The following is a 20,950-nucleotide window of genomic DNA, read 5'->3' on the forward strand; positions in this document are numbered from 1 at the left end:
TACTATAATACAAAACGGATGAAGGCGAAGTTAAAAATGAGCCCGGTACAATACCGAACTCATTTTGAGCAAGCTGCCTGATGAAATAACCGTGTCTAACTTTTTGGGGTCACTTCAAAAATAGAGAAATTGGGCTTTTCGATTTATTCTTTAGTTGCAGAAAGACCTGCACACTTACTTATAAATATTATTAGGCATAGATTTTTCCAAAGCTAATTTTAAAAAATCAATATATACGAGAAGCTCTTCTGGCAAAAACACATCGGTTCGTTTTACTAATCCAACTTGAATCAGATTGCTTCCTTCCAATGGGATCGAGATAATATTGGGGTTCATGTAATTATTCACGATGCAGCCTGTTCCCAGATTATAACTGTCCGTATTAGACAGGAGATTATTCATGGCACCTCTATCCTTGAGGTAGACAAGTTTCCCGATATTGTCTATATTAAGGGCTTCTTCTGCAAAATGTAGCAACATGTCGTCCTGCTGGTAGGTTAAATAAGGATAGTCCCTTAACTGCTCCAAGGAAATGCATTCGAGATAAGCTAAAGGATGCTCTTTTCGGAGAAAGACGTGCTGTTTCAGTGAAGCAAGGGGCGTAAACATAAGTGATTTTGAGATAAAATAGCGCTCAAAAAAGTGCTTGTTCATATCGGTCAGCGATAAAATCCCAAGAATACTTCTGCTTGCATACACGTCATCAATCACATCGGTTGTCTTACCTTCTCTAATCGCCAGCTCGTACTTCCGCTCAGCAAAATAATCCATTAGATTCGCAACTGCCTCAATAGCAAAGCCATAATGTTGAGAGGAAATAGCAAACTTGGTTACGTCCTTTTTTTTCTCTTTGTGAAAATGATGAACGACAGACTCCATTTGTTCTAGAAGCATTTTAGCGTAAAACAATAATTCTGTGCCATCTTTTGTAAAGACTACCCCTTTGTTCGTTCGATCAAGAATCGTAATCCCTAACTCAGCTTCTAGATCACGCACGGCTTTACTGATACTAGGTTGTGTCACGTAAAGTGCGGCTGCCGCTTTACTGATCGAATTATGCTTAGCGATCTCCACCATATAACGAAATTGCTGGAGCGTCATGCCGTCACCGTCCCTCTATAAACTGATTTGCCATAACTTTAGTCTATAGCAAGCGGTTAAAAAGTTCAATTTTACGTTTTGCATGAAGCATTCTAAAATAAATAAATAAAAGCACATATGAAAGGAAGAAAAAAATGATAAGAGAAGCCACTACAACAGATTTAATGGATATTTTACATATCTATAATGATGCCATTCGCTATACTACTGCTGTATATGCCTACAAACCCCAAACGCTTGAAAACAGACAAATATGGTATGAACAAAAGAAGGTTGAAGGTTATCCGATATTAGTATGTGAACAAGATAATCAAGTCGTTGGATTTGCGACATTCGGTCCTTTTAGAGCATGGCCTGCTTATCAATATTCCATTGAACATTCTGTTTATGTAGATAAGGAATATAGGAAAAAAGGTATTGGCACTTCTTTAATGAAGGAATTAATCGCTATTGCCAAGGAAAGAGAATATATGACCTTAATTGCTGGAATTGATGCAGCAAATGAAAAAAGCATTGCTATGCATAAAAACTTTGGCTTTGTTCATTCAGGTACCATAAAAAAGGTTGGTTATAAATTCAATAGATGGCTTGACTTAGCTTTTTATCAATTAGAACTTAATGGGCCGAAAAATCCTACAGAAGAAGAATAAAAATATTCGTTACTATACTAATAGTGCGTATGCTGAAAGGAGAAATCTATGATTGAATGGAATCTATCCGCTAAAGATAAAAATCATTTGGTAAGTCATTCAGAGACCATAATAGGTTATATTTATACCTTCTTAGCCTACTTACTCTGGGGATTTCTAGCATTATATTGGCACGCCCTTGATGCAGTCTCCTCAATGGAAATTTTAGCTCACCGAATTCTGTGGGGATTTATATTTGTGGTTATGATCATGATCTTTCAGCCTAAAAAGCGTATAGCCTTTTTTAAGCTACTTAAGGAATTTAAAACAAACTTCAAACAATTCTTCTATATCTTTGTAGCCTCTCTTGCTATAAGTGCAAATTGGCTAACTTTTATTTGGGCAGTTCACTTTGGTTATATCATGGAGGCAAGTTTAGGACTATATATTACGCCTATTGTTAGTATGATTTTAGGCGTCCTTATCGTTAAAGAAAGAATACAAACAGGCACGATGATATCGATGGTAATAGCTATTTTAGGGGTACTGATCATTACGTATGACTATGGCAAAATTCCATGGGTTGCTATCTCTTTAGCTATTACTTCTGGAATTTATGGATTAACAAAAAAGTTTATCCAGACCGATGCGCTAGTCGGGATGTGTATAGAAACATTGATGGTCTTCCCTTTTGCCCTACTCTTCTTAGTGTTTATACAACAAAATGTGTTTTTTGGTTCAGACATGCATATAACTTTATTATTAATTTTTGGAGGAATCCTTACTGTTTTACCGCTGCTATGGTTCGCAGAAGGTTTAAAAAGAATTTCTTTAGCAACCATTGGATTTTTTCAGTACATTACACCAACTATCACTTTTCTTCTTGGCATATTCATATTTGAAAATACAGTCACTTTGATGCATTGGATCTCTTTTAGTTTTATTTGGTTATCGCTTGCTGTTTTTTCTTTTTCAATGCGTAAAGGGAGAACAACATCATGAAGATAGATTGATTATGCTTCTTGAAATCACAGAAACATATTCAATATTGATTTAAATGTATGAACGGAATTCAACCAAGTTGTGTATTAAGACGAAGAATAATAGATTGCTCAATATTTCACATATATGCTCAAAAAATAATTATTGATGCAAGTTCCCGCCTAATTTACATCTTTTTTCAATCATTCTTGTTTGTACAGTAATTCCATTCTCAAACTCCCAAACGTTTTTTGCAAATCTCCATAATCTAGTAAATAAGTTTTTTACATTCATGTTAATCACACTCCATGTTTATTTTATTTTACTTGCTCAACATTTCACAAGCAACTTGTTATTGTTACTGCACTTATAGTATAACATTATTTCACTAACTGCCAAGGACTTTGTTCACAACTTCACAAAGTCACTATGAAATTTTGACGGAATTGTGAACGGAGCTGCCGTTGTTATAAGGAAGGGCTAGTCTGAATACAATAGTTACTTTTTTTGCTACCTAATTAACGGGAATAGTGCACAAAGGTTGGTCAAGGGGTATTAAGTTTGTAAAGTTTCTTTTGAGTGCCTCTCTTGAAAAAAGTTAACACACTTTGCGTACGCGAAGTAAGCACCCCTTGACTAACTTACCAAACAACCGCGTCCTATTTCTTAAGAAAGGTTATTATTTACCTTCTTTAACTCTATTATATTTCCAATAACCCCTATAAAACCCGAGACTGAAAATAAGATGGGAATGAATAATGAATGATCAGTAGATGGAACTTCAACCACTAAACGATAAACGCCAAAAAGACAAATAATAAGACTACCTATAAGCCCAATCATCACTTTTGTTTTTTTGTCCATATAGATCCCCCCTAATATATTATTCTATCTTACTATTTATTTTCCATTTTTTCAAAAACCTACTCACCATTCGTACAGAGAAATACTCAACAAAACAAATCTATTTATCAAGCTTTTTACAAATGAGACATCCCCTGGACTATCAAAAAAATAAAAAATGATCTCTTGGCGACAATACTTTCCCAAGAGACCATTCTTATCTAACTTTTTTTTCACAGTTCAGACATCTGCCATACACAAATGAATGTAAATCTTACCAAATTATTTACCCTGCTTTATCAAAAGTAAGTGATTTTTCTTTTGTTTCCTTCACTAACATCATACATGAAATGGAAATAATGCTTGCGACAACTAAATAAATTGAAATTGGGATGGAGCTATTAAATTTATTGAGCAGACTTAGTGAAATTAATGGCGCCAAGGAGCCTGCTAAAATGGGTGCTACTTGATAACAGAAAGACAAAGCTGTATATCTAATATGAGTTGGAAATAACTCTGTCATTAATGCGGAGTATGGTGAATATGTCATCGATTGGATGAATAATCCGATCGTAATGGCAGACATAATGAGCCAATCATTTCCTGTATCCATCATTGGAAACCCGATGAATCCCCAAAACGCGGTTAAAACGGCTCCTGTCAGATAGATGGGCTTCCGTCCCCAAACATCACTTAAATGGCCCATTAATGGAATAAAGAAAAAGTGAATGGCATGGGCACCAAACATTAATAATAAAATTTGTGTAGTATCTTTATTGACAACAAGCTTTAAATAAGTAATGGAGAAAGTGACAACCATATAGTATAGAATGTTTTCGGCAAAACGAGCTCCGATACCAGCAATAATTGCTTTTTTATGATATTTCAACACTTCAATTATCCCTAATTGTTGTTTTTCTAATTGCGCTTGTTTTTCTTGAGCCTCTTTGAAAATAGGGGCATCATCTACACTCTTACGAATCCAAAGACCAATGAGGACAACAACAGCAGAGAACCAAAAGGCTACGCGCCAGCCCCAGTCCATAAATTGCTCAGGGCTTAAATTTTTCGATAGTATTAAAAGAATAATAGTTGCGATTAAATTTCCTAGTGGAACACCTGCCTGCGGCCAACTTGCCCAATACCCACGTCGATCACTAGGGCTGTGCTCAGATACTAAAATAACCGCTCCTCCCCATTCTCCACCAAAAGCAAATCCTTGAATTAAACGTAAAGTAACGAGTAAGATAGGAGCCCAGTAGCCGATACTATTGAATGTCGGAATACATCCCATTAAGAAAGTCGTAATCCCAACGATAATTAAACTAAGCTGTAATAAATTTTTTCGTCCAATTTTATCTCCATAATGGCCAAAAACAAGTCCGCCGATCGGTCTAGCTAAAAAGCCTACCGCATAGAGGGCAAATGCAGCCAGAATACCATCAATCGCACTCCCCGTTTGTTGGAAAAATAATTCTCCAAAAACGAGAGCGGAAGCAGTACCATATAAGAAAAATTCATACCATTCAGCTACAGATCCAATCATCGATGCAGCGACCACTTTTTTTAACTGCTTATTTTCTGCTTTCGCCATATTTACTCCCCCAAAATGCCGATTCAAATTATTAGGAATGAACGTACCAAATTACTTTTGTTTGCACATATTGTTCAAATGCTTCTAATCCGTTGTCTTTGCCGCCAAAGCCTGATTGTTTAAAGCCACCAAACGGAGTTGTGATATCTCCTTCACTAAAGCCATTCACAGAAATGGTTCCAGCTTTAATGGCACGTGCCACGCGCATCGTCCGCTGGACATTTTGGCTATAAAAAGAAGCAGCTAAACCGTAAGACGTATGATTAGCAAGGGCAATCGCTTCTTCTTCCGTTTCGAACGTACTTACCGCTAAAATCGGACCAAAAACTTCATTTTGGAATAAGGTCATGTTAGCGGTTACATTGTCAAAAATAGTCGGTTCGATGTACCATCCGCTGCCTATATCACTATGGATGTTCCCCCCGGCAACTAAGCGTCCCCCTTCTTGTTGTGTTATGCTCAAGAACGATCTCACCTTATCAAAATGGGCCTCCTCAACCATAGGACCTATGGCAACTGACTCATCCATTGGGTTCCCTACTTTCCAGTTTGTTAAGCCCGTCTTTAGTTTTTCTAATAATTCCTCCTTGACTGATTCATGCACGATCAGTCGTGAACCACAACTGCAATTTTCACTCATATTCCAAAAAGCAGCCGAGAGAATATGTGGAACAGCTGCATCCAAGTCAGCGTCTTCAAAGACGACTTGCGGGCTTTTGCCCCCACACTCTAAAACAATTTCTTTCAGATTACTTTCTGCGGAGTATTTTAAGAAATACCTACCGACTTCCGTTGAACCTGTAAATGAGACGATGTCCACATCCATATGACGTCCTAATGGTTCCCCTACTTTTTCACCTAATCCACACACTAAGCTTAAAGCCCCTTTTGGGACACCTGCATCATAAGCAAGCTCGATCATACGGTAAGCGCTCAGTGATGTTAATTCAGCCGGCTTCACAATAACGGAATTCCCTGCGGCCAAAGCAGGAGCCACTTTCCAAGCAAACATTTGCGCAGGGAAGTTCCAAGGCAATACCGCACCAACAACACCAATTGGCTCTGTGACGATCAAGCCTAAAGCATCTTTACCTGTAGGAGCGACTTTACCGAAGAGTTTATCTATTGCTTCAGCGTACCAATAAAAGGTATCGATCGTCGCTGGCATATCGGTGTTCAAACACTCGGTAATCGGTTTCCCAGCATCGACGCAATCTAAGGCAGCCAATTCCTCGCTATGTTCTTCGAGCAGTTGCGCCCAGCGAATCATTATTTTCTTACGCTCATTCGGTGATAATTGACTCCAAATTCCCTCTTCAAATGTATCTCTCGCTACCTTTACAGCCGCACTCACATCCTGTGCATCTCCGTCGGCAATATAGCCAATGATGCTGTTGTCGATAGGCGTGCGATTTTCTATTTTTCCAGCAGTACTCGTAAAACCATCAATTAAATTGCCTGCCCACAAGTTTCCTTCTTTAGCTTGGGCAAAGACTTGTTCTTTTGATAGGGCCATTTGTCTCTCCTCCAGACTATTATTTAAAGAAGGTTAAAAATTCCGCTTTTTCTTCTTCTGATAAATCAGATAACGGGAGACGTACTGTGCCAACATTGATCTCACCTTTCATACAGCCTAATTTCGCTTTTTGGTTGTAATTACCAGACTCCATTGAATGAATAGCAGGATAGATCTCACGCATGATTTGTCGAGCCCTGTCCCAGTCCCCCGCTTGCGCCGCATTAAACATGGCCACTTGCTCTCCTGGGAACACATTTCCTGCACCGGCAATCCAGCTTTTCGCACCCCAAAAGAAAAAGTCTACTGGTTGATCATCACACCCACAGATTACTTCAAAATTCTCAAATGGGGTTTGCAACAGGCGTAAAGCGCGGCTAAAGTCGCCACTACTCTCTTTAATAGCAACGATATTCGGATTTTTCGCTAGATGCACTACAGTGTCATACTCAATTTCAATGCCGATGCGAGCAGGAAAGTTGTACATGATAATCGGTAAATCAGTTGCTACTGCCACTGTTTCGAAATGGGCAATCACACCCGTCTGGTCAGGCAAACTATAAGGAGTTGGTGATAGCATCAGGCCTTCATAGCCTAATTCTTTCGCTTGCTTCGCGCGATTTACAGCTCCTTCGGTTGATAAATCATTGATGCCTGCAATTAAAGTGATTCGCCCTTTAGCCACTTCTGCCACCGTTTTTAAAACGGTTTCACGCTCTGCTTCGTTTAAGGCGTAATATTCGCCAGTCGTACCACATACCACTAAGCCAGAAACACCTTTGTCAATAAATCCGTTCGTTAATCTTTTTAAAGTATCTACATCTAAGCTTTTATCGTTTTTAAATGGGGTCACCAATGGAACTAAAATACCATGAAAATTCATCTTCATTCTCCTCAAGTGTTAAATTTTTTTGTGATTGATTACTTCAATATAAAATTAGTTTTGAAGTGCTACTTCAATTATTTATGATAATAACACACTGAATTTTCATTGTAAATGTAATTTTTCGAATATTTTTTAAGGATATCCTTCTTTTTTAAGCTGATATCCCTTATTATTTAAGTGGCACTTCATTTCAAAATCAGTTAGAATTTTGGTTGGTAGGCAAATTTTGGAACATCGATTTCTTGTAATCGTTCTTTAATTAGGACGATTGTGATATTCTTATGAACATCTGCTCCTTATATTGGGGATTGGGATAGAAGTACCAACCTCGTTATAAGGAGTTTTATTATAGCTAATCAAACCAACATAGATAAATTAATGATTCTTTTTCATAGTGAGATGACTTCGTGCATCTCACTACATAAACTTTCCTAGAATAGTAAATTGGAAGAATATCATAACAGGAGTGGAGAAAATTGAACGATTTAATTGGGGTAAAAATAAAGAGTTTACGAAAAGAGCGTAAGTTAACATTAAAACAAATTGCTGATCAGACGAATCTATCAATCAGCTTTATATCACAAGTCGAACGAGCAAAATCATCCATCACTCTTGAATCATTGAAAAAAATTTCTGAAGCACTTGGAGTCAATCCGAGCTATTTTTTTTCAGAGTCCGATAAGCAAGTTGCACCAGCGGTAATGAGAAACATTATTAGTAAGACGAACACCCTACATAACCAGTTTTTTTATAGAGATTTAGCGGGAAACATTGAAAATCCATTATTTAATCCGATTTTAGTCTTGCTGAATCCAGGTGCTACAAGAGAGGAAACTTATTCGCATTCGGGGCAAGAATTTCTTTATGTTCTAGAAGGAAAACTGACAATCATCATTGACAAAGAGGAGCATGATTTGAATCCCTTTGACTGTATTTTCTTAGATTCAACAACGCCGCACAATTGGAGGAATAAAACAGATTCGACTGTAAAATTCCTTTGTATTTCAAGTATTCCTTTATAGGTTGCAAACATGATCTTTGATTGAGGTAAAAAAATACTCACCGTGCTCATCGCACCGTGAGTATTTTTTATTCATGAAGACTATTTGAAAAAGCATGCCTCCATTGGTAATCTGAAAATCTTGTCCATAATCAAGGCCGCTAATACATCTTTTGATTGCTCATGATGCTAATTTTTCAATGAAGTTAATAACCGTCTTCAACTTACTTGATAATGAGTTAACTCTATGTCAGTTCGTTGCACCCTTCTTTACTTTCAATTTCTTTTCTTGTGAAACGGACCGTTTTATAAATAATGAAACGATCCATGCGATGGCTACTAGTCCGAACGCAAGTAAGAACGCACTTTTCATTCCAACGATCATCGCTAAGATCTGTAATGTAGAGTCATCTTCCTTAATCACTGTTGTTTCCATAAAACGAGTAGAACGATTGGTCATGATTGATACAAGTAATGCTGTCCCGACAGCGCCAGCCACCTGCTGGAGAGTACTAATAATAGCTGTACCATGTGGATATAATGGAGGTGGCAATTCGTTTAAAGCGTTGGTCATGATCGGCATCATCACCATTGAAATCCCCAACATTAATAGCGTATTGAAAATCATAATCGTGCTGTAGGGTGTTGACAAGGTGATAGAGGCAAATTGCCACAGCGTATTTGCTATTAACCCCAATCCAATAATTGCAAGCCACTTGGCTCCAAATTTATCGAATAATCGACCGTTAATTGGTGACATGATTCCCATGACAATGCCACCTGGCAACATGATCAAACCTGCCTCCAACGGACTGTAACCTAACGCATTCTGGAGAAAAATCGGCAACAACATCATCGCTGAAAACATCGCCATCATGACAATCATCATAATCAGTGTCGACATCCTAAAAATATTGTATTTAAAAGTTCTTAAATTTAGCAACGGTTGTGAAATCGTCAATTGCCTCCAAGTAAATAGGACTAATGAAACAACGCCGATTGCAATAGGAACAAGGACTTCATTGCTCGCCCAGCCCCCATGTCCTTCACCAGAACTGCTGAATCCATATACAATCCCCCCAAAGCCTAAGGTTGAAAGTAGAAGAGATATCGGATCAATCTTCGGTTTAGTCGTCTCTGTCACGTTTTTGAGCTTCAAATATGCAAATATAATAACAATCAATGCGATCGGCAGAACGCCGTAAAAGAGAATCCTCCAACTGAAATGCTCTACAATAATCCCTGATATAGTAGGTCCAATCGCAGGTGCAAAAGTAATGACAATTCCAATCGTCCCCATTGCCGAACCCCTTTTTTCCATAGGAACGATGGAGAATACCACATTAGTAAGTAAAGGAAAGAGTAGCCCAGTACCCGACGCTTGAAGCAGCCTTCCGATCAAAAGCACTTCGATCCCTGGTGCGATAGCCGCTACGAGTGTTCCCACTGTAAACAAGCCCATAGCTCCAAGGAACAAGCTTCTTGTCGTGAACCGTTGAATTAAATAAGCTGTAACTGGGATAAGCACACCAATTACTAGTAGATATCCAGTTGTCAACCATTGCCCGGTACTCGGCTCGATTCCGAAGTCATTCATAATTTTCGGTAATGCTACGTTAAGTAGCGTTTCATTCAAAATGGCAACAAACACACCTAGAATCATAATTATGACTAACAAAAAGTTGTCTCTGCTCCCAAATGTGCCGCCGTTTTGAGTCTGTTCATTTTGATTATTCAAATTCTTTCTCCTTTCGATTTGTAAAATACCTAATTTAAATATGGCTATATCAATGTTAGGAAAGTATCAACGATTCGTTATTTTACGCGATTTATTTAGCAGTAACAATTAGCTTTCCTCCGAAGACAGCCTCTAAATTTATCACAGTTTCTCATTTTTAGCAATGTAATTTACACGAATATCGCTATGAAAGATTATTATGGTGGAAAATTTATGGAGGGGAAAACCTTTTTAATAGACAAACAGTTAAAGCTTGTTTTGAAAAAAGATGAACTACCCCCTGTCAAGTAGACAGGAAGAAACCCGTCAAAAGCAAAGGAGTAAATCCGGAGGAAAAGTACCGGAGAAACCGGGCAATTATTTATTTGCTTACTTATGACGGCCTTCGTGTCGATGAGCTATCTAATCTATTCTTCCGTTTCAAATTCAGAAATTTATATAATGGTTTTTAAGCTAGAAAAAACAGACAACCCCCAAATAGGTCCACTTTTTTTAAAAGTGGACCTATTTGGGGGTTCAGTTCAATTAACGATAAAATTCTCTTTACTTTATATTAAGTTTGTTTGCTTGGAGCGTAATTGAAGGAGAGGTAACATGTTCTTTCTTGATAGTAAAGACAAGCAAAAAGCAGATGAATAGGACTAAACTAAGAAAATATAAACCCATTTCTACACTACCTGTGGCATCCTTTACATAACCAATTACATACGGGCCGATAAACCCGCCTAAATTTCCAATCGAACTAATAAGCGCAATTCCCACAGCAGCTTCATATTCAGAAAGGAATAAAGAAGGGATTGCCCAAAACGGTCCAAAAATACTGTAAATGCCAACAGTAACAATAGACATCATCACAATAGATACAACGGGATTAGTGGTTAACCCACAACCGAAAAGACCAATTGCACCTATAAGCGGTGGAAGGGCAGCGTGCATTTTTCTTTCACCAGTACGATCGGAATTGCGAGCCCATAAAACCATCCCTATTCCACCCAAAATATAAGGAATCATTGCGATCAAACCTACTTGGGAATTTGATAATATATCTGAAAACCCCTTGATAATAGTAGGCATCCAAAATCCAATACCATACAACCCAGTAACTAGAGTAAGGTAAATAAAGGATAATCTCCAAACTCTTGTACTTGCAAAGATATCTTTCAGCTTATGGTTATTGTTCGATGTCTTCCTTTTGTTTTCATTTTCAAGTTCTGATATGAGCCATTCTTTCTCCTCTTTTGTTAGCCACTTTGCTTGATCAGGACGGTCCGTTAAATAAAAGATGGTTACGATCCCTAATATGACTGCAGGGATTCCTTCGAGAATGAACATCCAGCGCCATCCTTCCATTCCTGCCCAATTTATATTATCCATAATCCAAGTACTTAAAGGAGCTCCAATAATATTAGAAACAGGCAATGCTGCCATAAAAAGAGCTACTGCACGGGCACGCTCCTTCCCGCGGAACCAATATGTAATATAAAGGATAACGCCGGGAAAAAATCCAGCTTCAGCGACTCCGAGTATAAATCGCAGGATATAGAGATGATTCGCATTTTGGACCCAAGCTGTTATTATGACAACAATACCCCAAGAAATCATAATTCTCCCAATCCATTTTCTTGCTCCTATACGGTGCATGAGCATATTACTTGGTACTTCAAATAGAAAATAACTTATGAAGAAAATACCCGAAATTAACCCCATAGCGGTTGCTGTTAAACCAAGGGCCTTATTCATATCAAGAGCAGCATAGCCAATGTTAACTCTGTCTAAGAAGGCAATAATATATAAAACAAAAATATAAGGAATAATTCTTCTTGATACCTTTTTTAGGGTACGTTCTTCTAATTCAGATTTTTGCATAATAACAAACTCCTTTGTTTTTTGGATAATATAAGAAGCGTTTTTGTTATTCCAATATTCGAATAATTCATTCAAAGATGCTTTAAATATTCAAGTTCCCTAATACAAACAATTCGAATAGCCACTTCTTTTTGGCTATTCGAATTGTTTTTTACTCTCTCTATGCATCCTGGGAAATCTCTGAGCCAACTGCAATACACAGTAGTTCATATACCTGCATCTGGAAGACTAGTACTCTTGCAATCTCAGTTCAGTGCCAGATATGCTTAGAAGCTTCAAACAGTGCAGACTAGTTTTGATCGATCCATTCGATCACTATTTCATCACTATTCTTCCGTTTTTCAACCCGTTAGTTTATAAGGCATAGCATATCTTTATATACAGCTTGTCATTAAGATATTAAACTTATATGCTCTTCCTGTGTAAGGCTAACATCGTCAAGGTTACGGAATTCATGCAACAGTTAAATCGCGGTTACGTGGACAGCTGGTCGCCGCCCGTGGTTCCATTTTCCATTCAGTGCTCGCTCAATTTGGGCTCCTAATTGCAGAAGCAATCCATCATCTCCTTGCCGTGTAAGCGCGTGAATCCCTAGTGGCAGCCCGTTTTCAAGCTCAGCCATCGGCAACGAGATGCCGGGAAGTCCGCAGAGGTTGGCGATTGGAGTATAAGAGAATATACCCCAGAGGTTCTCGAACCATTCGTAGACGGAGAGATTATCGCTGATTGTCAGATACTCTTTCGTTCCAACTAATGGTGTGGGTAAGCCCATCGTTGGGGTAAGGATAATATCCCAGTCTCCAAAGAAAGAAGCTAGCCTTCGGGAAGTGTCGTTAAACACCGCCTGCATTTTTGCACGTTGCGTATAGGAGTAGGAACGGCCTTCTTCCCAGACCCGAATGCACATAGGTTCAATAAGACCAGCAGGCGGCTTTTCCAAGCCTTTTTGGTCCAATAGACCTGAAATTGTTTGTGTAAAATTCATGATATAGCACTCGGTTTGTGCCTTATAGGCGGCATGAAAGTCAATGTCGGGGATAATCCACTCGACGTGATGGCCGAGCGCCTCGAGGAAGCTAGCCGCCCGCTCCAATTCAGCAACAATGTGTGGTGTGGACCGGTAATCGCCCCACTCATGTGAAACGGCGATACGAAGTCTTTCTGGATCCCTACGGATGAGCTCGGAGTAAGGCTGTGGCGGGAACCAATAAGGCATGAACTCGCCAGGAGCTCCACCTCTGCAATTGTCCACAAAGGCAGCGGTGTCACGAATGGTCCGTGAGTGGCAGCCCTGAGCAGAAACCACGCTCATCAAGTCCGAACCGTAGGGGGCTATCGAAAAGACACCACGGGACGGCTTTAGACCGATATTGCCGTTCACACCCGCGGGAATTCGAATCGAGCCACCACCATCAGTTGCATGTGAGATGGGAATGATGCCGGCCGCAACCGCAGCTGCTGTCCCAGCAGAAGAGCCGCAGGTTGTATAGTCAAGATTCCATGGATTTCGCGTAACATAAACTTCTGGATTCTCAGCTGAACTACAAAGCCCAAATTCTGGCGTTGTCGTCCGCCCGATGATGTTGAGACCAGCTTGACGGATGCGCTCAGTTAGGAAGCTATCAGCCGTCGAACGATTTCCGCGCATCAGCAGAGACCCCATCTCCTGTAGGCGCCCTTTGAGAGTGGGTCCTACATCCTTCATCAGATATGGTATTCCCGCGAAGATCCCGGCAGGGTTTGTTCCGTCCTTCACGGGATCGCTGACCGCATCATCGAAGACCTCGATGATGGCGTTGATCTTAGGATTTAAGGCGTCAATGGCGAGGGCAGCCTGTTGGGACACCTCTTGCGAAGTAATCTGCCCTTTGCTTACCAATTCGGCGAGGCCGATGGCATCAAGGTTAGCCCATTCATCCCAGGTCATCAATAATGGCATGAATTTTCACTCCTTCATATTGGTTCGGATTGATATTTTATACAGTGTTTGAAGACACGTCATGCGACTCCAGGTTTTAAAGGCTCGCTTAGCCACGTCTACCCCCAGATATACCTTCAATGCCACCTTCCCGTCCTATTCCACTTTCTTTCATTGGCCAAAACTCATGTTTTTACTTTTTCTTTGTATTCCAGAAAACGTTACCTTGGAATTGAACGTCATAACCTTCTATCGTTTTTGAGTTATACATGGCATATTCATAATATGTTCCAATTTTCGATGCAGGCATATACTCCCAAGCGTATCCTTGAGCCTCTTGCCAAATCTCTTGTGCTTCTTCAGCTGATTTAGATGAGTTTATTTTTTCAATATACTCTGTCAATTTAGGGTCGTCCGTCCAGCCTGGCCAATCTTTACTCATGAAAAGATTTTGGGTAGGTGTTAGAACTGTAGGGAACCCTGTAAAGAACATATCCCACTCACCTGGTTTTTTTCGAGTTTCAAGTAATGTTGGCCAATCCGTTACAATAAGATTCACTTTCACTCCAGCCTTTTCCAATTGTTCCTTAGCAATAATGGCTGAGTTGTATAAGATGTCATAGTCTCTAGTTGTTAAAATTCTTATTTCCTCGCCATTATATCCCGCCTCTCCCAAATATCCCCTTGCCTTTTCAACGTCATTTATATCGTAGTACTCATTCCCAGCTTCGCTATACCAGCGTTCCTGCTCAGCAGGCATATAGCTTGAATCCATTTTGTAGAACTCTGGAGTAGACTGTACACCAATTAAAATAGACTCTTTATCGAATATTGCATTGACAGCATGTCTCATATTTTGATCTGCAAATATACCGTCTTTTTTGTTCAAAACAGCGAATAATGTTTTAACATCCTTTTTTACTTCTAAATCTGGATTGCTTGCTTTTAACTGATCATAGCTATCAATTGGAAGCATCATGGCTGCATCATATTCCCCAGTCGTTAAACCAGCAACACGTATAGATTCGTCTGGAACAATATAATAAACTAATTCATCAACAAAGACTTCCTTTTTACCAGAAACTCCATCTGCTGGTGTATCTAGAGATTGATAGTCTTGAAACTTTTCTAGTTTAATATATTGATCTTGCTTCCATTCTTTCAATTTGAATGGACCAGTTCCAATAAACTCTGTCGCTCCCATCGCTGTAGCGCTTTCTGCTATTTCCTTAGGCATAATCCCGGATAATTGCCCATTATCAGCAAGTGCCTCAATGACTCCAAACATTACTTTTGGAAGCTGCATGACAATTGTATAATTGTCTTCAATCTTAAATTCAGCACCATCAAACAATGCCTTTTTTGAATTTACTTCAATCCATTTTTTCAATGATGCTACTACGTCTTCAGCGACCATTTCATCACCATTGTGGAATTTAACACCTTTTCTCAAATGAATTGTATACGTCGTGCCATCTTCGCTTAATGCATAGGACTCTGCAAGCATTGGCACCGGTTCGTATGTAGCATTTAAAGCAAATAATTGTTCATAAATATTTCTGCTTACCTCTGATGTAACAGCCGCTGTATTCATATGGGGATCTAGAGTTGCCGGGCTTGAAGTTATTGCTGTATTAATAACTCCTCCGGTACTTTCTCCTGGGGTTTCTTCATCTTTTGGTGTTTCCGTTGCCGTTTTTTCCTCTTTGGAAGAACACCCTACTAATAAAGCAATCATTAAAAAAAATATGGCAAAAAACTTTTTATTCATACCTTTCCTCCTCCGCCTTAATCTTGTTTCCTTAGGGAACCAACAGCTTGCAGATCAATTTAGAAAAAACTTCCGTTTAAGCAAATCCTGAATATTTATATACTCATCTTCAGTGTGGGTAGTGGCCAGTATACCGGGACATATATCACCAGGAAAAATAATTATTTTAGGCAGCTTACCAAAGACCTACTCATGACACTCGGAAATTGCAGAAACTATTAGTTCCTCGGGGCTAATGGCTGTCCTGGAATCGTTAGGTTCTTTGGTCAGAGTGTAGTTGGTATTCAGGTCGCTAGCCCTTAGATCCTTAAGTACAGCATGATATCTTCGTATACCTCCAAATAAAAAGCGATATATTTACATAATATTCTGATAGTTTTTTCAAAGATGCTTTAAATTTGTTAAGTTCCCTAATTCAAACAATTCGAATAGCGACTTCCTTTTGGCTATTCGAATTGTTTTTTAATCTCTCTATGCGTGCTAGGAATCTCTTCATCTAACAGCTAAAAACAGTAGTTCATATCCCCGCTATTACTACCTTTGTACACCTTTAATATTTCAGCGCCACGTTCTTGACTTGTGTATAATTCCGTAGTGCCTCTAGCCCTTTTTCTCGCCCAAAGCCGCTTTTTTTATATCCACCGAATGGCTGGGCGATGCCTCCGCCGGCCCCATAGTGGTTGATGAAAACTTGGCCGCATTGGAGCTGGCTGGCAATACGATGAGCACGGCCAACGTTTTCAGTCCAAACGCCTGCAACGAGTCCATACGGTGTGCCATTGGCTATTTCTATTGCTTCTTCTTCTGTTTCGAAGGTGGTAACTGTCAATACAGGACCGAAGATTTCCTCCTGTGCAAGGTGGTGACTCGCAGGGACGTTATCTAAAATGGTTGGATGCAAATAATAGCCTAATTCAGATCCCTCTACTAATTTACGTTCTCCGCCTGTCGCAATTCTAATACCGTCTTGCTTTGCTAGTTCAATAAAGCTTTGAATACGCTCAAATTGCTTTTTCGATAGCACAGGGCCTAGATCATGATTATCAATTCCAGGACCAATCGAGAGTTTTTCCATCATGACTGAAAGCTTGCCTACAAAATCTTCCTTAATTGACTTTTCAATTACCAATCGGGATCCCGCAGAACAAGTCTGACCTGCATTTTGCACGATAGACTTAAGAACCCACTCAAGAGCCTGCTCCTCATGACAATCAGCAAAGACGATATTTGGCGATTTGCCTCCAAGCTCAAGCGTAACAGGAATTACATTTTGTGCAGCGGACTCCATCACTCTTTTTCCAGTCTCTACCGAACCTGTAAAAGTAATATGGTTAATATCAGGATGAGCCGAAAGCGCAGCACCCGCTTCAAAGCCGTAACCTGTTACAACATTCACAATCCCCTTCGGTAGCCCTAATGGCTCCATTAATTCAACAAGTTTTAGCGTCGTTAAAGGTGTATCCTCTGCAGGCTTCAGGACTGTTGCGTTTCCAGTTGCTATAGATACCGCAATGCTTCTTGCTGCAATTTGAAGCGGGTAATTCCATGGGATAATATGGCCAACAATCCCAATTGGTTCGCGAACAGTGTAATCAATAATTCCCGGTTCTACTGGTATCGTTTCTCCTAGGATTTTATCCGCGATACCTGCGTAATATTCAAAATATCGTGCGGCAATCTCTACATCTACAGCAGCCTGGCCCAGTGGTTTTCCGACATCCAACGTCTCTAATTTTGCTAATTCCTCTTTATTTTCACGGATGATTTCCGCAACCTGATAAAGCAATCTACCGCGATTATAAGGCTTAAACATTTTCCACTCTTTTGATAGAAATGCTTTTTTCGCAGCTTTTACCGCAAAATCAATTTCTTCTTTATTCCCTCTAGGAACAAAAGCTAAAACAGAGCCGTCCGCTGGATTCTTCACTTCTATCAATCTCGCTTTTTCCGGAACTAACCATTCACCGCCTATATAACATCCTCGAACTTGAACATCAACCGCCTTCACCTGTTATATCCCCCTTCCGCCATCTACATTGAAAATAGAGCCTGTCACAATGGCTGCTTCCTTCGAACACAGATACACAAGAGAATTGGCAATATCATTCGGATTTATTAATCTGCCCAATGGAACACTTTTCTTGAAAATAGAATCCTTCGTATCTTCAATATTCGCATCCTTCGCTGTAAATTGTCCAAGCATACTCGTATCTGCCGGACCTGGATTCACCACATTTACCCGGATTCCGTACTCGGCTAATTCAATGGCCAAAGCTTGCGATAAAGAAACGGCGGCCCCCTTTGAAGCGATATAAGCATTCAAGCCAGGACGAGGTCTTACCATGGATATAGAAGCAATATTTACAATGACACCATTCCCTTGCTTTTTCAGATAAGGGACGGCGGCACGGCATGTTAAAAATGGAGCTGTTGCGTTTACACGCATAATTTTCTCCCAATCCGCCAAGCTTACTTCTTCAATCGGTGTTGCAGGCTGTGCAATGCCTGCAATATTAACTAGCCCGTCTATGCGATCAAATTTCTCAAATGCTGCTGAAAAAACCTTCGCAACATCTTCTTCCTTTGTTAAATCCGCAGCAATAGGTAAAAGACGATCGGTTTCCTCAACACCGTCCACATTTAGGTCAACGGCTGCAACAAAAGCTCCTTCTTCTAAAAATCGTTTCACTGTTTCTTTTCCCATTCCGCCCTGCGCACCTGTAACAACAAACACTTCATTTTCCAATCTCATTTTTATCGCCCTTCTTTCACTAATAGTAATTGTTGTATAGCATCACGGATCGCTGTTCCCATTTCGCTTGTCGTCGCATTTCCGCCTAAATCAGGTGTTTGTACTTCTTTTTGTAAAAGAACCTGTTCAATTGATTCCAAAATGACGATAGCTAAATCCTTTCTTCCTAAATGCTCAAGCATAAGAGCCGAAGACCAGATCTGTGCAATTGGATTGGCGATTCCTTTGCCCGCAATATCAGGAGCTGATCCATGGACAGGCTCAAACATAGAAGGAAACTCCCCATCTGGATTCAAGTTTGCGGATGGGGATAGTCCAAGCCCTCCTACAACCGCAGAGCCTAAGTCACTTAAAATATCCCCAAACAAATTGGAGGCCACAACAACCTCAAAATCCTCTGGTCTAGAAACGAAATATGCAGCAAGGGCATCGATATAGTAGCTTTGCAGGTTAATTGATGGGAATTCTTGTCCAACTTTATGTACAGCTTCATCCCATAGTTTCATTGAATGGATGATCGCGTTGGATTTTGTCGCGCTTGTGACCGTCCCTTTTCCATGCTTCTTTGCATATTCAAACGCAAATTTTGCAACTTTTTCAGTACCTAATCGCGTAATAATGGTGTTTTGAACAGCAATTTCCTGCTCAAGACCCTGATACAATCTACCGCCGCTATTGGAATATTCACCTTCAGCATTTTCTCTGATAATGACAAAATCAATATCTTCACCTGTAAACCGACAATCCACTCCCTTTAGTAATTTAACCGGCCGTAAATTAATATATTGCTTAAACTTCTTACGAATTGGCATAATCAGATCCCATACGGTCACATCATCAGGTACACGTTTATCTCCTATTGCCCCAAATAAAATCGCATCATATTTTTTTAATGTATCTAAGGCGTCTTCCGGCATCATTTTCCCATGACTTAGGTAATAATTGCTGCTCCAATCAAACGTATCAAATTCGATTTCAAATGAAGGATCCAGCTTTTTGAGGAGCTCTAGCACTTTAACTGCCTCATTCACTACTTCTGGGCCGACTCCATCCCCAGGTATGACAGCAATTCGATGGTTATTCATATTTTTAACACCCCTTATTTTTTGTTTTAATCTTCAATTTCATTTTGGGTTACAGCTTATAGACGCCAAAACGCAATTTATCGTATTTTGTATCAGGATAAATTAGAAATCGCCCAACACATGAAGAACTTCTTCATCACCGGTTTAATCATGTGTATTCGACAAATGGGGCTCTTTCATAGTTAAAAAATGATAATCGCTTGAATTAAAATAAAACGTTTACAAAATAGGGAAAATTAAAAGGCATTTTGACAAGAAGTTAAAACTTTTCCTTACTCAATTTTCAGATTCAGCTATTTTTACCGAAAAAACCTTCTCTGGTAATTCAAAATGGGTACGCATAATAAAAGAAGCCTCGCTACTATTACCATTTAAAATGTGATGATATATACTTTCATGCTCTTTTAAAACTTTTTCAATAATGCCTGGAATCTTGAAAAATTTCGATACCTCTGCACGATAACTATCAATAAGAAGCATAATAATTTTTTGTAGTACTTGATTATTTGAAGCTTTAGCTATGGCAATGTGAAATTCCACATCCCACTTAGCAAAGTTTTCGTAATCGTTTAAGCTTTTCTTCATTTCATCAATCGCTTTTTCTATTTCTAAAATATTTTGATTTGTTCTGCGTTTTGCCGCTAATGAGCTTGTTTCTCTCTCAACGATTTGTCTCGCTTCCACGATTTCAAGAAGGTTACTGATATTATGAAAAATTAATGATGAAAAGTCAGGTGACACAGACGTTCCTTGATCTGACTTTTTTAAGTATGTACCTTTTCCTTGGTGGAAACTTATCATCCCTACCGCAGATAATTTTGTAAGGGCTTCTCTGATAACAATTAAGCTGACATTATAACGAGTTGCCAATTCCTTTTGAGAAGGCAACTTTTCACCATAAGTGTACAAGCCTATTTCCACATCTTTTAAAAAGAGATTAACAACATCATCAACAAGGGATCTCCGCTTTAATTTCAAATTCTCCACCTCCCCCTTAACTCTTCATATGATATGTTAACTTAAGAGTATTTTACGAGGAACATTCCAAATAGTCAATAAAATCATAATTATTACATAATTTTTTTGGAAAATGGGACTAATACAAAGAGGTTTGAACTACTACTTAAAAAGCCCAATTTCTTAGTAATCTTGAAGTGACCCCAAAAAGTTAGACACGGTTATTTCATCAGGCAGCTTGCTCAAAATGAGTTCGGTATTGTACCGGGCTCATTTTTAACTTCGCCTTCATCCGTTTTGTATTATAGTATTC

At 39.3% G+C, this 20,950-nt stretch carries 19 protein-coding genes and 1 pseudogene; 5 read left to right on the forward strand and 15 right to left on the reverse strand.

Translation table 11 applies throughout. The features are described 5' to 3' along the window. Window positions 1–81: IS3 family transposase (locus tag F7731_RS25735; RefSeq protein ID WP_151536060.1), on the forward strand; the 81-nt coding region annotated here is incomplete at its 5' end. A 93-nt stretch (window positions 82–174) separates the two neighbouring features. On the opposite strand, the gene F7731_RS25740 is transcribed toward F7731_RS25735, so the two are convergent. After that, window positions 175–1,101: a LysR family transcriptional regulator gene (locus F7731_RS25740; RefSeq protein WP_151537610.1), complete on the reverse strand. Its 927-nt coding sequence runs from the start codon at window positions 1,099–1,101 to the stop codon at window positions 175–177. A 134-nt stretch (window positions 1,102–1,235) separates the two neighbouring features. Here F7731_RS25740 and F7731_RS25745 point away from each other — a divergent pair, with 134 nt between their 5' ends. Together F7731_RS25745 and rarD are read left to right on the forward strand one after the other, a co-directional pair. Beyond that, window positions 1,236–1,751, forward strand: a complete 516-nt coding sequence (locus F7731_RS25745; protein WP_151537611.1) for a GNAT family N-acetyltransferase — start codon at window positions 1,236–1,238, stop codon at window positions 1,749–1,751. Window positions 1,752–1,799: 48 nt separating this feature from the next. Beyond that, a complete protein-coding gene (gene rarD, locus F7731_RS25750) occupies window positions 1,800–2,732 on the forward strand; it encodes an EamA family transporter RarD (protein WP_151537612.1) in 933 nt (310 codons plus the stop codon). Between the two features lie 141 nt (window positions 2,733–2,873). On the opposite strand, the gene F7731_RS27145 is transcribed toward rarD, so the two are convergent. The 5 genes from F7731_RS27145 to dapA form a co-directional block, all read right to left on the reverse strand. Next, window positions 2,874–3,005: a hypothetical protein gene (locus F7731_RS27145; protein ID WP_281352614.1), complete on the reverse strand. Its 132-nt coding sequence runs from the start codon at window positions 3,003–3,005 to the stop codon at window positions 2,874–2,876. A gap of 372 nt (window positions 3,006–3,377) precedes the next feature. Continuing rightward, complete coding sequence (locus F7731_RS25755) at window positions 3,378–3,575, reverse strand: hypothetical protein (protein ID WP_151537613.1); 198 nt, start codon at window positions 3,573–3,575, stop codon at window positions 3,378–3,380. A gap of 265 nt (window positions 3,576–3,840) precedes the next feature. After that, window positions 3,841–5,148, reverse strand: a complete 1,308-nt coding sequence (gene abaF, locus F7731_RS25760; RefSeq protein ID WP_151537614.1) for a fosfomycin efflux MFS transporter AbaF — start codon at window positions 5,146–5,148, stop codon at window positions 3,841–3,843. A gap of 31 nt (window positions 5,149–5,179) precedes the next feature. Continuing rightward, window positions 5,180–6,664, reverse strand: a complete 1,485-nt coding sequence (locus F7731_RS25765) for an aldehyde dehydrogenase (protein WP_151537615.1) — start codon at window positions 6,662–6,664, stop codon at window positions 5,180–5,182. A gap of 19 nt (window positions 6,665–6,683) precedes the next feature. After that, window positions 6,684–7,547 carry a 4-hydroxy-tetrahydrodipicolinate synthase gene (gene dapA / locus F7731_RS25770; RefSeq protein ID WP_151537616.1) on the reverse strand — a complete coding sequence of 288 codons (864 nt, stop codon included), beginning with the start codon at window positions 7,545–7,547 and terminating at the stop codon, window positions 6,684–6,686. A gap of 479 nt (window positions 7,548–8,026) precedes the next feature. Here dapA and F7731_RS25775 point away from each other — a divergent pair, with 479 nt between their 5' ends. After that, a complete protein-coding gene (locus F7731_RS25775) occupies window positions 8,027–8,572 on the forward strand; it encodes a helix-turn-helix domain-containing protein (protein WP_151537617.1) in 546 nt (181 codons plus the stop codon). Window positions 8,573–8,800: 228 nt separating this feature from the next. Here F7731_RS25775 and F7731_RS25780 read toward each other — a convergent pair whose 3' ends face one another. Then, window positions 8,801–10,288 (reverse strand): DHA2 family efflux MFS transporter permease subunit, encoded by a 1,488-nt coding sequence (locus tag F7731_RS25780; RefSeq protein WP_246197467.1) that lies wholly within the window; start codon window positions 10,286–10,288, stop codon window positions 8,801–8,803. Window positions 10,289–10,581: 293 nt separating this feature from the next. Here F7731_RS25780 and F7731_RS27015 point away from each other — a divergent pair. Next, window positions 10,582–10,698: pseudogene (locus tag F7731_RS27015) on the forward strand (tyrosine-type recombinase/integrase); the annotation flags it as partial. 133 nt (window positions 10,699–10,831) lie between these two features. Here the strand turns inward: F7731_RS27015 and F7731_RS25790 are convergent. From F7731_RS25790 to F7731_RS25825, 8 genes are all read right to left on the reverse strand, one after another. Then, window positions 10,832–12,154 carry an MFS transporter gene (locus tag F7731_RS25790; protein ID WP_151537618.1) on the reverse strand — a complete coding sequence of 441 codons (1,323 nt, stop codon included), beginning with the start codon at window positions 12,152–12,154 and terminating at the stop codon, window positions 10,832–10,834. Window positions 12,155–12,617: 463 nt separating this feature from the next. Further along, window positions 12,618–14,093, reverse strand: coding sequence for an amidase (locus tag F7731_RS25795; protein WP_151537619.1), 1,476 nt, complete (start codon window positions 14,091–14,093; stop codon window positions 12,618–12,620). Between the two features lie 172 nt (window positions 14,094–14,265). After that, window positions 14,266–15,843 carry an ABC transporter substrate-binding protein gene (locus tag F7731_RS25800; RefSeq protein WP_151537620.1) on the reverse strand — a complete coding sequence of 526 codons (1,578 nt, stop codon included), beginning with the start codon at window positions 15,841–15,843 and terminating at the stop codon, window positions 14,266–14,268. Window positions 15,844–16,393: 550 nt separating this feature from the next. Continuing rightward, a complete protein-coding gene (locus tag F7731_RS25805; protein WP_246197469.1) occupies window positions 16,394–17,851 on the reverse strand; it encodes an aldehyde dehydrogenase family protein in 1,458 nt (485 codons plus the stop codon). 3 nt (window positions 17,852–17,854) lie between these two features. Beyond that, window positions 17,855–18,595: an SDR family NAD(P)-dependent oxidoreductase gene (locus F7731_RS25810; protein WP_151537621.1), complete on the reverse strand. Its 741-nt coding sequence runs from the start codon at window positions 18,593–18,595 to the stop codon at window positions 17,855–17,857. Between the two features lie 2 nt (window positions 18,596–18,597). Then, complete coding sequence (locus F7731_RS25815) at window positions 18,598–19,680, reverse strand: tartrate dehydrogenase (protein ID WP_151537622.1); 1,083 nt, start codon at window positions 19,678–19,680, stop codon at window positions 18,598–18,600. A 276-nt stretch (window positions 19,681–19,956) separates the two neighbouring features. Further along, on the reverse strand, window positions 19,957–20,658 hold the full coding sequence (locus F7731_RS25820; RefSeq protein WP_170289807.1) for a FadR/GntR family transcriptional regulator: 702 nt from the start codon (window positions 20,656–20,658) through the stop codon (window positions 19,957–19,959). A 208-nt stretch (window positions 20,659–20,866) separates the two neighbouring features. Further along, window positions 20,867–20,950: IS3 family transposase (locus tag F7731_RS25825; RefSeq protein WP_151537431.1), on the reverse strand; the 84-nt coding region annotated here is incomplete at its 5' end.

The sequence above is a fragment of the Cytobacillus depressus genome, assembly GCF_008923245.1.
Lineage (GTDB): Bacteria > Bacillota > Bacilli > Bacillales > Cytobacillaceae > Cytobacillus > Cytobacillus depressus.